The organism is Cytobacillus oceanisediminis (assembly GCF_004366035.1).
In the GTDB taxonomy this organism is placed as follows: Bacteria; Bacillota; Bacilli; order Bacillales; family Cytobacillaceae; genus Cytobacillus; species Cytobacillus oceanisediminis_C.
In genome coordinates this window covers 420,639-433,706 of the sequence record NZ_SOEE01000002.1, presented here as the reverse complement: position 1 = coordinate 433,706, position 13,068 = coordinate 420,639, and the positions used below count along the sequence as shown (strand labels likewise).

Here is a 13,068-nt window from a genome sequence, read left to right as displayed (position 1 = left end):
TCGGAAAAACCCTCCCTCATTTTTGATTTTATCACGAACGGCCATTAAAATAATCTTGAAAGGATGTGGACGGATTGGCAATAACGCTGCCTCATATTGAAGACCCAAACAATACGGCATATTTTCCTCCAGTGGGGAATTTTGAAACTTTTCAGGACGATGCCCATTATGAAGAAAAAGTCAGGGAATGGGGATTATCAACTACAAGGGAAGTTAAGAAGGAATTTTGGTATAAAGAAAAATCACAGCAGCGCCTTGTAACCGTGAAAGGTTATCAGGTATACGGTGAATCTGGTGATTATTATACAATTATAATTGAATTTCAGGACGGAAATCTGAGCTGCATACACCCTGCTTATCTTAAAGAGATGCAGTCCCCGAGCTTTGGAAAGGCAATGGCTGCTGATTTTGCGGATACCTCCTCTGCTCCTCCTTCTGAAAAGGATGCTCCCAAAAAAGAAAATGAGAAGCATGAAGACGTTACTAAGAATCCGGCTGAAAACAGCAATAAGACAAAGCCTTCAGCAAAAAAAGCCAAGAAGGAAAAACAGCCTGCATTGGAACTGCCAGCAGAAAAAGTCCATTTTACCGCTAAAGTAAAACAATTTGCCTTAAGCTGGAACCATTTCAATGAAGATAATGATGAAGTCATCGTCTTAGAAGATGTTGTCATTCAAGAGAATGAACCGATTGAAGTGGGACTTGGCTGGTGCTCCCACTCAAAAACTCTAAAGAAATTTGAACTTCAGCCAGGGGAAAGCCTTGAATTTGATGGGAAAATTGTTAAAAAGAAACTGCCTAAAGGCAAAGACTGTGACAAGGAATTCATTGTAGAAGAAACAGTGACATATAAGATTAATAATCCTTCAAAAATCAAAAAAAGCTAAGAGTGGACGCTCTTAGCTTTTTTACGATTATGAAAGAATTCTTTTTTCTCCCTCGATACTCTGGATGGGACTGATATTTTGTGTGAATTCAAGTGTTCCTGCATAGCTTCCGTTTTCATCCCTTACGGCAAAATAACGGATATAAACATATTTATCTCTGAATTTTATCCAGAAATCTTCAGAATCCTTTCGGCCAGCCTTAAAATCCTTCAGCAATTCTTCCACAGCATGGACACTGCGGGGAGGATGGCAATTCTGCACGGTTCGCCCTATCACGGCTTTGGTTCTGGCAAAGATTCTTTCCTTTCCATGAGAGAAATAGCGGACTACGTCTTCATGATCAATAAATGTGATATCAACAGGCAAGTGATTGAATAATAGTTCCAGCTGTTTCAATGATAAAATGCCAGTTTCCATTTTGATATAGCCTTCTGATATTGCATTCCCGTCAATCCCTTTGCGTTCGGGCTTCCATTCTCCCTCCGGGCCAGTCAGACAGAAGCCAATCTCGTCGCTCTCATGGTCAATCTTAACCCATTCATCTTCTGTAAGATTCTTTAATGCCATGGGGAAAAGGATATTTTCTTCCCTGTAAATCATGGCGCTTATTTCATTGAATATGAAACGCACGGCATTGGTGACCTTTTGCTTATCCCCATCGTAATGGCTGAGCAGATTCCTGGCATCCTTGATTCCATCCCTGATAAAGTCATCGATGCTCCACATATTATTTGTTGGACCATAGATTCCGTACTTCTCCAAGTATGGGAAAAGCAGATTTTCCTTCCGGCTGTAATGCTTATAAAGATCGAGCAGCAGGATGCAATCTTCTAATAGTTTATAAGCATTTTCCACGTTATCCTCCTGGATGAACGCCTCGAGATGGACTTTTACCCTTTCCCTCAAATGCTTATCAATTGCCCTATTCTCCCGGATGAATGTATGTACGGGGTGTCCGGGCTGTTCTTCCGGCTTCAGATGAGCAGTTTCGCCTCCGGTGTTCTGAACTGGACTGTTATGATGGTCCTGCTGTTCACGGTTATTAATCAATTCGCTCACTGTACATTTCCTCCTCTTTTCAAGGCTGTATATATTGCTTATAAAGGAATGTACCATGGGGGAAAAGTTTGGGATGTGATGAGAATCATATTTTATTGAAAGTTTATGGTTTTATTTAAGAATGGAATGCAAGCAATAAATTACCACCCCCTCCTTGTTCTCTTTTTTGATACACTTTTAAAGGATTGAATGATGGAGGTTTACTATTTGTGAAAAGAATACACCGAATGATGATTTTGATTGTTCTTATATTTTCCAGCGGATTTGCTGCAGGCATTTACTATACAAACAACACGGAACAGATCCAGCCTTTAAAACAGCCTGCGCCGGTTTCACAATCCAGCAAACTTCCGGTCAAAAAAGGAATCCCGAAGCTTTCTGAGGTTCCTGAAAAAGTGCTGATGGGTTATGTCCAGGATTACCGTGACCCAAAATCGATCGATTATTCAAACCTGTCTCATATCCTATTTTCTTTCGCTCATCCCGAGAAGGACGGAAGCATTTCTTTAAATGGTGATTCAGCCCTGAAAAATCTGAGAAGTGTGGTAAGAAATGCACACCGTCAAGATGTAAAGGCCATACTTGCCGTAGGGGGATGGTTTCATATCAATGGCGGGGAATCATATGATTATTTTAAACAAGCCATAGCTGATGGCTCTTCGAGAGACAGGCTTGTAAAAGAATTGGCGGGGCTGGCTCAAAACGAAAATCTTGATGGCATTGACATTGATTTTGAGCATCCGCGTTCCAAAGAGGATGCAAAATACCTGGCTGTCTTTATCAATAAGCTAAGCGAAGTGCTTCATGCAAACGGCAAAGTGCTGTCTGTTGCGGTCCATGCCAAAATTCATAGTGTCACTGGGACAGAGATGGGCTATGTTGTATATGAGCCTGCTATGTTCATGAAGGTTGATTATGTAAATATAATGGCTTATGACGGCCAGTGGGATGGCGGTTACAATGCTCGCAATCTTTCTCCGTACTCCTTTACAGAGAATATTGCAAACTATTGGGGACAACTATTTGATTCACAGGGGATTCCAAAAGATAAGCTGGTTCTGGGGGTTCCGCTTTATGCTCAGCCAGCAGATCCTGCCATAAAGCCCGTATCATATAATGCAGTCATAAGCGCTAATCCCGAAAACGCAGCAAAGGATAAGATCAGCCTAAATGGCACTGAGTACTACTATAATGGTGCCAATATGATGAAAAAGAAAACAGCCCTGGCTCTCAATCACGGATTCGGCGGAATGATGATCTGGGAAGTGGGCCATGACGCCAAAGGGCCATTCAGCCTTATGGGAACGATTGCTGAAGCTCTCCAAAATACAGAAGAATCCGTGAAGTATTATTCCTTGAAAAATACAAAATGAGAAAAAAGAGCATGGGCAACACCCTTGCTCTTTTTTAGGAATTTCAAATCACGATAGTATAAACTGCTTTATCTCTTCCCGCCGGTCCTGATAGACCTTCTCTCCAAGCATAACCAGTTCCTCCACAAACTTTATTTCATCAAATGGCATTTCTTCCCCCAGTTCTTCATTTATGCGCAAGTAATTTTCTCCAAGCAGATGTTTGCTATGGTAGGTAACAGATTCGGAAGATAAATGAAGGGCCAGGTCCAATAGCTTCGGGGTAACCTTCATGGACGGGAGCTGGAAAGGCAGCCAATGTTTTACACCCCAGTATTTATTTTGGTCAATCGTAAAGTCGATTTTTTGAAGACCGGTTCCAAGGGAAAGAATTTTTATATTTTGCATTTCCTCCTTGAAGTGATGCATAGCCTCCGTAATGCAAACGAGTGATGGATTATTCGCCCAAAGCCCTCCGTCTATCGATAAATAACTGTTGCTGATGTTATTCGGAGGGAAATAAACAGGTGCTGAACAGGAGGATAGTACTGCGTCCCAAAGCTTCATTGATAGACTTTCATTTCCAGTACTGCCGTAATTGGAACGGTGAATAAATGGCTTGCCATGGGTCACATCGACAGCAGGAATTAAAAGCGGCTTATTAATATCGGAAAGCTCCGTTTCTCCAAAAGCTTTTCGGATAAAACGCCGCAGGTACTTATCACTGTATACACTTTTAAAGAGACCAACCTTTGCCTGTTTTACAAAAATCTTTTTCCCGAATGACTCGTATCCTTTCAAGACCTCGCTCATATCTTTCTTCAGGATAAGTGAAGCGGCAATTATCGACCCGGTGCTTGTGCCAGCAATCATATCGAAATAGTCACCTGCTTGCAGATTCAGTTCCTCTTCGAGAGCTTTTAAAATGCTGACAGCAAAGACACCGCGTATTCCACCGCCATCGATGCATAATATTTTCATTGGATCACCTGCTATGTCATTCCTATTGTAGATTTGCCCTTTAATAAGGGGGGAAATTACGTTCTCCGAAGATTAGGAGCTTAAGCCTTTTCCTATGTAAAAGAAGAGAAGGAACCATTCCTTCTCTTCTATTCCTCGTTTATCATTTCCTCGAATACGGCAGAGACTTTGTTAAATTCTTCGTCGCTTTCAATGGGTGTAAAATCGCCGTCTTCATCCAGTTTTAAAAAGAACACGTCGATATCTTCTTCTGTGTCTTCTTCAAGATCTTCTACGAAGCTGACAGCAGCATATTGATGGCCATCTACCTCTGCAGAAGCGAGAACCTCCACTTCCATTTCCTGATCATTTTCATCACTGATTGTAAATACTTCTCCAACTTCTATTTTGTCCATTTTTTATCTCCTCTCCATAGTAGGTTCTTTCTATATTTTCCCGTTTTAGCAGATTTTCATGCCTAAAATAAAAAAAGGATCGGCTTTATGATGCCGATCCATGCCTGCATTGAGGATTACTTAATGCCTGCTGCCTCTTTTTTTTCCACTTTTACACTCCATCCAAACGGGTCTGGCGCGGTACCTTTTTGGATTCCAGTCAAAGTATCATAGATTTTCTTGGATAATTCCCCGGTGATGCCACCGCTGATTTCAATTTTCTTATTGTCCCAGAAAAATTCGCCAATTGGAGAGATAACAGCAGCAGTGCCTGTTCCGAATGCTTCTTCAAGCTGTCCGTCCGCATGTGCCTGGTAGATTTCTTCAATAGAGATTCTGCGCTCAGCCACTGGAATATCCCAGTACTTCAGTAACTCGAGTACAGAGTTTCTGGTGATTCCTTCTAAGATGCTTCCATTAAGCTCAGGTGTTACAACTTCACCGTTAATTTTGAAGAAAATGTTCATGCTTCCCACTTCTTCAATATATTTATTTTCTTTGCCGTCCAGCCATAGTACCTGTGAATAACCAGTTAAGCTGGCAAGCTCCTGTGCTTTCAGACTCGCTGCATAGTTTCCTCCGGTTTTAGCGGTGCCTGTTCCCCCTTTTACGGCACGGACATATTCGTTTTGAACAGCAATTTTAACAGGGTTGATGCCTTCCTTGTAGTAGGCGCCTACTGGAGAAAGGATAATGATGAATTTGTATCTCTTTGATGGTGCCACTCCAAGGTATGGCTCAGTTGAAATGACAAATGGACGGATGTACAGTGAAGTTCCTTCAACATTGGGAATCCAGTCACGATCGAGTGATATTAATTCTTTTAAGGCATACAGAGCAAGCTCTTCATCAATTTCAGGAATACATAACCTGGAGTTGGATTTATTCAATCTCTCCATATTCTTTTCAGGCCTGAAAAGCAGAACCTCTTTATCGATTGTAAGATATGCTTTTAACCCTTCGAAGACACTTTGCCCATAATGGAAAATCATTGCAGCGGGATCAAGTGAAAGCGGCTGGTAAGGTACAATTCTTGGATCATGCCATCCCCGGCCGGCAGTATAATCCATTTCAAACATATGATCGGTAAAATTTTTGCCAAACTCCAGATTATCAAATGCAGGTTTTTGTTTTTTCTCAGGTGTGCGATTGATTTCAATTTTAAATTCAGTCATTGTCAAAACTCCCTATCTGTAGATGATTTAAAAACCTCATGCCTGCTTTTGCTGCTGCTCTTATTAGAGGATAAATAAAAACGCCCAGTCATCCTCCGAGCGTGGACGAAAGGGCTTGCTTCCCGGCAACAACCTATAAGGATGTTCAACAGCTGCTTATATATTGTAATAAGACTCATATGCTGTTTTTGAAAAGGTTGCCTTTCGCTCTTTTCTACTTCAAGGCAGTAGTGCAGTTATTTGTTAAAGTTTTTATAAGTTTTTCTAATATTATGATATTCTCCTATTTAATTGTCAATATGAATTAACAATAAATTTAGAATTAATTCGGATCACTGAAAATTCTATTTGCAAAAGAACTGTCAATTATGATGAAAAATCATGGATTTAAATCTATAATCAATATATAAATACATAAGGAGATTTATGATGATGAACAGTAAAGAGCTTGAAGAAAGAATTATTCAAAACTATCAGGGCGAAGAAAAAATGATGATTCTCGTTTTTGCCCAGTGGTGCATTAATCATAATTTAGATCCCGAGGAAATCTATTTAAAGGCATATCCAGAGCAAAGGAAAAATATTTCACTGCAGGAAGCCCTGGAGCTGACAGTTCCTAAAGAAGAAGCTGGTGATGTGCCTGATGAGACATTGCTTGGTGTTCTATCAATGTTCGGAAATGATGATTTGGCCTTCGTCGTTATGGAAGAATTAAAGAAAATGAAAAAGGGCAGCTAAGCCTGGGTTGGCTGCTGCCCTTTTTCGCAAGAAACACTATTATTTAAACCAGCCCTTCTCTTTGGACTGGGTAATGGCTTCAATCCTGTTCGTAACTTCGAGCTTGTCAAGAATAGCAGATATATAGTTTCGGACGGTTCCTGTTTTAATGCTGAGCTGATCGGCAATTTCCCTGGTGTTTTTGCCGTCGGCAATCAGCTCAAGCACCTCTTTTTCACGATCGGTCAGCGGGTTTTCTTCTCCATATACATCATCCATTAATTCAGGTGCATAGATGCGCTTTCCTTCCACGACGTTTCTGATTGAGCTGGCGAGCTCTTCACTTGGGCTGTCTTTTAATAAGTATCCCCTTACACCGGCCTTTAGGGCACGCTGAAAATAGCCTGACCTTGCAAAGGTTGTCAGAATAATAACTTTGCATCCCATGCCTTTCAGTTCTTCTGCCGCCTCCAAGCCGCTCTTTTCCGGCATTTCAATATCCATGATGCATACATCCGGTTTGAGCGTTTGGACAAGAGATATGGCTTCCTTGCCATTTGATGCTTTGCCAATGACCTCCATATCTTCTTCGAGATTTAACAGGGATCCTAAAGCACCAAGCACCATCCGCTGGTCTTCAGCTATGACGATTTTAATCATGCCTTTTCCTCCTTATTTGTTTCCTTGACGACTGTTGGCACCTTCATTATAATCGTTGTTCCATTTTCAGACACGATATCAAGACTTCCATTGACAAAGTCAAGCCGCTCTCCTAATCCAAGCAGTCCTGACCCCTTGCCGACATCTGTTGCGGGATTCATGCCGACCCCGTTATCCTGGACACTAATGCTAACTTCATTCCAGGTTTGTTCAATGCTGATGCGGCATTCTGTAGCATTACTGTGTTTTACTACATTTGTCACAGCTTCTTTCATGCACATGCTTAGAATATTCTCAAGGAATACTGACACGTTCTTTAATTTGATATCTTCTTCCCCGATGAATTCGATAGAGGCGGCCTTTAAAATTTGCTTAACAAGTATAATTTCTTCCTTCAGCCTGATTCCTCTCATCTGGGAAACCATTTTTCTTACTTCGTTTAATGCTGTTCTGGCTGTTTGCTGAACGTCTATAAGCTCTTCCTTTGCCTGGTCAGGATCCTTGCTGATGAGCTTCCTGGCCAGATCGCTTTTTAATCCGATCAGAGACAGCTTTTGTCCGAGTGTATCATGAAGATCGCGGGCAATCCGCTGCCTTTCCTCCTGTTTGACGAGCTCCGCGATCCTTTTGTTGGCATCTTCGAGCTGTTCTTCAAGCATTTCCTGCTTTTTCTTATTGTGAATGTTAAATGGAAGCAAAATTACACTGATCCAGATGATAATGATAAAAGGTATCTGCTCGAGAAATAATGGCTTTTGTGTGACAAAATTTATATTTATTGAGATGGTAGTTGCGACCAGATGGATGACATATAACGTTAAAAATGCAATCCTGTTTTTGATATGGCCATTGTAATAAGCTATATAAAAAGCAAAATAAATAAACGAAAACAGAATGGTCATCGTAATCGATATGCTGATTAAGATGCCTGTCCATAGATAGACAGGCCACTTCCGGGATATAAAGGCAAAACGCAAAGATATAAAAAATAAAATGGTCAGGATAATTCCGACAGCTATGGCGATTTTAGAGGTGGATCTGAAGATGAAATAAAACGGCAAAATGCTGAATACACTCCATATATAAGGAGAAATGCCTGAACTTTTCAAAGTGGTGAAATACTTTTTAAACATGTGAGGTACCCTCTTTTTATCGTGAAATAATGAAACAGCTCCTTTGCTATCATATCACAAAGGAGCTGTTCTTCAGTAGACTATAGACTTAGTTTATGGCTTCACAGATGCCGTTTTCGCTCTGCTCTGTTTTTTGCTGAGGGCAGACTGCCTTGCTGCTCCATATCCAGTGAAGTCCTGGGCTTCTTCGTCCCATAAGCGGAATCGAAGTGACTTCAGACTGGTTGAAAGAGTAATGGTCGGTACATTCTGAAGCTCAGCTGTATTATAATGTGCGCTTTCGAGATTATAGTTAGGCACACGCGGGCTTAAGTGATGAATATGATGGAACCCGATGTTTCCGGTCAGCCACTGAAATACTTTTGGAAGCTTGTAAAAGGAGCTTCCCTCTACAGCCGCTTTTACATACTCCCACTTATCATCTTCTTCAAAATAGGAGTCTTCAAATGTATGCTGTACATAGAAAAGCCAAATCCCCGCTGCTCCGGAAATCAAAAAGATTGGACCTTGCACCATCAGGAACGCTTCCCACCCGATAGCCCAGCACATGAACGCATACAAACCAGCGATAGCTGCGTTTGTTAGATAAGTATTGATGCGTTCATTCTTTCTGGCCCCTTTTCTGTTAAATCGGTTTTTTAACAAAAATACATAAATCGGGCCAATACCTAACATGACGAACGGATTGCGGTAGATACGATAGGCTGCACGTGTCGACCATGACGCATCTTGGTATTCTTTTACTGTCAGTGTCCAGATATCTCCTGTACCACGCTTGTCCAGATTACCGCTGGTTGCATGGTGAACATTGTGGTCATGCTGCCATTGGTGATAGGGGAAAATGGTAAGTATCCCTGTGATTGTGCCAACGATTTTGTTTGCTTTGCGATTTTTGAAAAAGGAATGGTGGCAGCAATCATGGAAAATGATGAAGATCCTGACCAGAAAGCCAGCTGCAATGACAGATATGCCAAGCGTCAGCAGGTAAGAAAAGCTCAGGCTCTTGTAAGCAAGGAACCACAGCAGGAAAAAAGGTCCCAGAGTATTGACCAGCTGCATGATGCTGCGTGTTAAATCTGATTTTTCATATGGTGCCATTTGTTTTTTTAAGTTGAGTTGTTTTTGTTTAGAAGTCATTTTTTAATTCCCTTCTTCATGACGTTAACCTTATGATAAAGGGTTTTCAAACGGTTTTGTAGACATGAGTGTCATGTCCAAACCATGATAAATGTCATGGTTTGCTGAAAAATTAAGATGAGATCCTATAAACAGGCTATAATTTTTAAGCTTCCCTAAAAAAAATTTTTATTTTTCAGGATTATTTTGCCTCACACATGACTTCTAATTACGTAGGACATAATGAAATTGACATTAAATATAAAGGAGAGTTTTGCATGCGCAACCATAATCAACTCGGCAGTACAGAAATCGATTCACCCATACAAGCTTCAATTGAGCAGATCTGGCAGAATGTGTGCGGAGGCTGGGATCAATTCAATCAATCAGCCGTACTGGATTTTTTAAGCCAATGTGAGAAAAAAGGAATTGATTCCCAATTCGCAATGAGCTGGATTGAGAAAAATAAAGATAAGATTCCGGATTGGCAGACAGTTTCCAGAGTGTCTCTTGATTGGATGAATCAGCATACAGCTGCTGGCTCTCCATTATCAAATGAGACCTTTAAATAACCACATAAGCAAAAGACTGTAAAAGCCCCTTGGCATATTACCAAGGGGCTCTCTTTTAATGAGGAATGTTAGGGTTTGGCATTTGCCCTTGAGCAGGGTTTTGCATATGCCCCTGTGCAGGTGCATATGCATTTAACATTTGCTGCATATCCTGCTGTGCAAACTGAGGTACCTGGTAATAATGATGTTTGTTTTGATAAATTGAAAGTTCATAAGCCATCTCAATGCAATTTGGGACTGAATCAGCCAGTACTCTCCGAACAACTGGATTTGTTGTTTCGAGTGCAGCCATGGTTTTCATGGAAGCGGCCGATTTTAATGCTCCCAGAAGGCAGCCGGAAACTGTTTCTTCATTCATTTCGGTGACAGATTGGATTGGCTTTTTTGGCTGAGAAGGCTTTAAACCATAAATAAAATCATTATCCTGGTTCATTTTATAGCTCTGTGTTGGTATAGAAGGATCTTTACCTGTCTGGAAACATTCCAGTGTAGTATTGTATTCCTCCTGCACAAATTGATACTGGCGGTCCATTATACTTGCCAGTTCCTGATCTTGTACGTGCTGACGTAATAGTGAGTATGTGTTTAAGGTGCCGACTGTACCTGATAAAACCTCATGAACATCAAGAACTTCATGTGCTCCATGGTTGAGCTGCTGAGGTATATTTCCTGTATGCATATTTTGATGCATTTGGTTAGGCTGATTTTCCAATTAGATTCCTCCTTTTTTATTAACAATCTTTATCATGCAGAATTTTATATAGAAATATCCGTGGTATGGTAAAAAAATAAATAAAAAAAGCAGCTCGATTGAACCGCTTTTTTAGTTCACTTCCTCAATTGTTTCTGCCAATAAGAATAGATATCTGTAAATTAGATTGTAAGCATCATTTATGGTCATATCTTCTTCAAAGCCTTCCAAGTCATCCAATGCAAAATTGAGTTCCCATAACCCATCTTGCTGGTTAAACATTAAATCAAATGTTGCTGAATCACCTTGTAATGTTCTTTTTAAATATGACCTTATTGTTTCTGCTTTCTTTTTAGGCAATTTTAGTCCAAGCATGACATCATAGGTTCGGAAAAGGTCATCGAATTCAAATGAGATGGCGTCTGCACCAATAATCACAAACCATTCAGATTCAAGGTACATAAACTCTTTAATATTTTTCACAAAATAATCGATAGGCTGGTTTAGAAAATCGGGCGTCTCCTGTGAGAGGACTTCTTCTGTTTCCTTGTTTCCTCTCTCTATATAAGCATTTGCAAAGCGGGTTTTAGGATTTTTTATAATTAACGATTCAGCATTGGATAATAGCTGATGCTTTTCAGCAAATTCTTTTTCTTCTTTGTATATTTCGTTTCCTTGTTCCTTGAGATGATTTTCAATCCGTTCTTTTAACATTTCGCTCCTCCTTTAATTATGGCTACCTTCCGCGTCTTTTTGACATGTTACTCACAGATTTAGGCGCTGAAGTCTTCTTTTTTGATTGTGATTTGCTGCGGTTTACATTACCAGCTGAATTCGATGGTTTTGAATTTTTCCTTTGCCCTTTTCTGCTCTTTGCCGGGGAAGTTTTGCCTTCATTCTTTTTTCTGTCTGTATCTTCCCGATTATCATTTTTCTTTCTTCCAGGTGAAGCTGGGCTTTTTCGCGCTTGAGAGTTTTTTTCTGATGGCCTGGAAGGCTTTTGCCTTTCCTGGCTATTGCCAAGGTTCTGCTTGGAAATTGTAATGTTCAGCCCTTTTTCAATTGCTTCAAGAAGCGGTTTATCTGCGGATGAATAAAAAGTGATTGCCATCCCCTTCATGCCAGCCCTTCCCGTTCTTCCGATGCGGTGAACATAGCTTTCCGGATCCAGTGGAATATCATAATTAAATACATGTGTGACACCTTCCACATCAAGTCCCCTTGCAGCTACATCAGTTGCTATTAATAGCTGTAATTCTGCGTCCCTGAATCGTTTCATCACTTGTTCCCGTTTGGACTGAGATAAATCTCCGTGAAGCTCATCACATTCGAAGCCATTTGATTTTAGTACATCATTAAGCTTGCTAACCCTGCGTTTGGTCCGGCAAAAGATGACTGCTAAATAAGGTCTGTGAGTTTGAATTAATTGCATGAGTGTGGCCTGCTTGGCACGGTCGATCGTATGTATGGCGATTTGCTTGACTGATTGTGCTGGTCCTTGTGTTTTTTCGATTTGCATATACTCTGGTTCTTTCATATGTTTCCTGGCGAGATTCCTGATTTCTGCTGGTATTGTTGCAGAAAATAACATGGTCTGTCTTTTGACTGGTGTTTCTTTAATAATATCTTCCACTTCATCCAGGAAGCCAATATGGAGCATTTGATCGGCTTCATCCAATACTAAAAAATCTGCTTGTGATAAATCAATCGTTTTCCTCTTAATATGATCGAGAAGCCGGCCAGGCGTACCAACGACAATTTGGACCTTTTTCTTCAGCTTGTTGAGCTGCTTGTCCACATCTTGCCCCCCATAAACGGCTAATACCTCTAAATCATCATAGCCTGCAATCAGTTTTTGAACTTCTTCTGTAATCTGCAGAGCTAATTCCCTTGTCGGTGTCACAATCAGAGCTTGAATATGGACAGCATTCGGGTCAAGCTTCTCAAGAATCGGCAGAATAAAGGCGAATGTTTTGCCAGTTCCAGTCTGTGCCTGTGCAATAATATCCCTGCCCTCCATCACAGCGGGTATTGCCTGCTCCTGAATGGGAGTGGGTTTTCCAATGCCATGGCTCAGCAATATATTGGTGAGTTTAGTTGAAATACCTAATGTTAAAAAATCCTGCAAATAAGTCCCTGCTTTCTTTACTTTCTTTATTAGAGGCTCAGGTGAAGATTTAAAGAAATTTCACCCTTATTAATATTGGATGTTTGATGGCAAAATAGCAAGGTATTCTTATTCTGATTTAAAAAACCCAATACCGACCGATAAGTCTGCATTGGGTTTAGTT

14 protein-coding genes are annotated in these 13,068 nt (G+C 40.6%); 4 read left to right on the top strand and 10 right to left on the bottom strand.

From position 1 onward, the window contains the following. Positions 1-65 precede the first annotated feature (65 nt). Positions 66-887, top strand: a complete 822-nt coding sequence (locus tag DFO72_RS06465) for a hypothetical protein (RefSeq protein WP_258549791.1) — start codon at positions 66-68, stop codon at positions 885-887. A 27-nt stretch (positions 888-914) separates the two neighbouring features. Here the strand turns inward: DFO72_RS06465 and DFO72_RS06460 are convergent, their stop codons facing one another. Next, a complete protein-coding gene (locus DFO72_RS06460) occupies positions 915-1,946 on the bottom strand; it encodes a DUF438 domain-containing protein (RefSeq protein WP_113880858.1) in 1,032 nt (343 codons plus the stop codon). Between the two features lie 209 nt (positions 1,947-2,155). Between DFO72_RS06460 and DFO72_RS06455 the strand changes: the two genes are divergently transcribed. After that, on the top strand, positions 2,156-3,319 hold the full coding sequence (locus DFO72_RS06455; RefSeq protein ID WP_243856076.1) for a glycoside hydrolase family 18 protein: 1,164 nt from the start codon (positions 2,156-2,158) through the stop codon (positions 3,317-3,319). Between the two features lie 48 nt (positions 3,320-3,367). On the opposite strand, the gene DFO72_RS06450 is transcribed toward DFO72_RS06455, so the two are convergent. The 3 genes from DFO72_RS06450 to DFO72_RS06440 all read right to left on the bottom strand — a co-directional run bounded on the left by DFO72_RS06450 (position 3,368) and on the right by DFO72_RS06440 (position 5,888). Beyond that, complete coding sequence (locus tag DFO72_RS06450; protein ID WP_113880860.1) at positions 3,368-4,279, bottom strand: CBASS cGAMP-activated phospholipase; 912 nt, start codon at positions 4,277-4,279, stop codon at positions 3,368-3,370. Between the two features lie 128 nt (positions 4,280-4,407). After that, a complete protein-coding gene (locus DFO72_RS06445) occupies positions 4,408-4,674 on the bottom strand; it encodes a DUF1292 domain-containing protein (protein ID WP_019379948.1) in 267 nt (88 codons plus the stop codon). 116 nt (positions 4,675-4,790) lie between these two features. Beyond that, a complete protein-coding gene (locus DFO72_RS06440; protein ID WP_113880861.1) occupies positions 4,791-5,888 on the bottom strand; it encodes a branched-chain amino acid aminotransferase in 1,098 nt (365 codons plus the stop codon). Between the two features lie 432 nt (positions 5,889-6,320). On the opposite strand from DFO72_RS06440, the gene DFO72_RS06435 reads away from it, so the two are divergent. Next, positions 6,321-6,626, top strand: coding sequence for a hypothetical protein (locus tag DFO72_RS06435; RefSeq protein ID WP_113881223.1), 306 nt, complete (start codon positions 6,321-6,323; stop codon positions 6,624-6,626). 39 nt (positions 6,627-6,665) lie between these two features. Here the strand turns inward: DFO72_RS06435 and DFO72_RS06430 are convergent, their stop codons facing one another. The 3 genes from DFO72_RS06430 to DFO72_RS06420 all read right to left on the bottom strand — a co-directional run bounded on the left by DFO72_RS06430 (position 6,666) and on the right by DFO72_RS06420 (position 9,535). Further along, positions 6,666-7,265: a response regulator transcription factor gene (locus DFO72_RS06430; RefSeq protein ID WP_113880862.1), complete on the bottom strand. Its 600-nt coding sequence runs from the start codon at positions 7,263-7,265 to the stop codon at positions 6,666-6,668. Beyond that, positions 7,262-8,398, bottom strand: a complete 1,137-nt coding sequence (locus DFO72_RS06425) for a sensor histidine kinase (protein ID WP_113880863.1) — start codon at positions 8,396-8,398, stop codon at positions 7,262-7,264. The genes DFO72_RS06430 and DFO72_RS06425 overlap by 4 nt, the downstream gene beginning before the upstream one ends. A gap of 93 nt (positions 8,399-8,491) precedes the next feature. Continuing rightward, positions 8,492-9,535, bottom strand: coding sequence for a fatty acid desaturase (locus DFO72_RS06420; protein ID WP_113880864.1), 1,044 nt, complete (start codon positions 9,533-9,535; stop codon positions 8,492-8,494). A gap of 257 nt (positions 9,536-9,792) precedes the next feature. Between DFO72_RS06420 and DFO72_RS06415 the strand changes: the two genes are divergently transcribed. Further along, positions 9,793-10,086, top strand: a complete 294-nt coding sequence (locus DFO72_RS06415; RefSeq protein ID WP_113880865.1) for a hypothetical protein — start codon at positions 9,793-9,795, stop codon at positions 10,084-10,086. A gap of 55 nt (positions 10,087-10,141) precedes the next feature. On the opposite strand, the gene DFO72_RS06410 is transcribed toward DFO72_RS06415, so the two are convergent. From DFO72_RS06410 to DFO72_RS06400, 3 genes are all read right to left on the bottom strand, one after another. Further along, positions 10,142-10,798 (bottom strand): spore coat protein, encoded by a 657-nt coding sequence (locus DFO72_RS06410; RefSeq protein WP_113880866.1) that lies wholly within the window; start codon positions 10,796-10,798, stop codon positions 10,142-10,144. 111 nt (positions 10,799-10,909) lie between these two features. Then, a complete protein-coding gene (locus DFO72_RS06405; RefSeq protein ID WP_113880867.1) occupies positions 10,910-11,491 on the bottom strand; it encodes a branched-chain amino acid aminotransferase in 582 nt (193 codons plus the stop codon). Positions 11,492-11,513: 22 nt separating this feature from the next. Further along, a complete protein-coding gene (locus DFO72_RS06400; protein ID WP_113880868.1) occupies positions 11,514-12,905 on the bottom strand; it encodes a DEAD/DEAH box helicase in 1,392 nt (463 codons plus the stop codon). Positions 12,906-13,068 lie beyond the last annotated feature (163 nt).

Coding starts and splice junctions, on each gene's coding strand:
- DFO72_RS06450 (WP_113880860.1), bottom strand. CDS start 4,279: ATGAAAATATTATGCATCGATGGCGGTGGAATACGCGGTGTCTTTGCT.
- DFO72_RS06415 (WP_113880865.1), top strand. CDS start 9,793: ATGCGCAACCATAATCAACTCGGCAGTACAGAAATCGATTCACCCATA.
- DFO72_RS06445 (WP_019379948.1), bottom strand. CDS start 4,674: ATGGACAAAATAGAAGTTGGAGAAGTATTTACAATCAGTGATGAAAAT.
- DFO72_RS06425 (WP_113880863.1), bottom strand. CDS start 8,398: ATGTTTAAAAAGTATTTCACCACTTTGAAAAGTTCAGGCATTTCTCCT.
- DFO72_RS06435 (WP_113881223.1), top strand. CDS start 6,321: ATGAACAGTAAAGAGCTTGAAGAAAGAATTATTCAAAACTATCAGGGC.
- DFO72_RS06405 (WP_113880867.1), bottom strand. CDS start 11,491: ATGTTAAAAGAACGGATTGAAAATCATCTCAAGGAACAAGGAAACGAA.
- DFO72_RS06430 (WP_113880862.1), bottom strand. CDS start 7,265: ATGATTAAAATCGTCATAGCTGAAGACCAGCGGATGGTGCTTGGTGCT.
- DFO72_RS06440 (WP_113880861.1), bottom strand. CDS start 5,888: ATGACTGAATTTAAAATTGAAATCAATCGCACACCTGAGAAAAAACAA.
- DFO72_RS06420 (WP_113880864.1), bottom strand. CDS start 9,535: ATGACTTCTAAACAAAAACAACTCAACTTAAAAAAACAAATGGCACCA.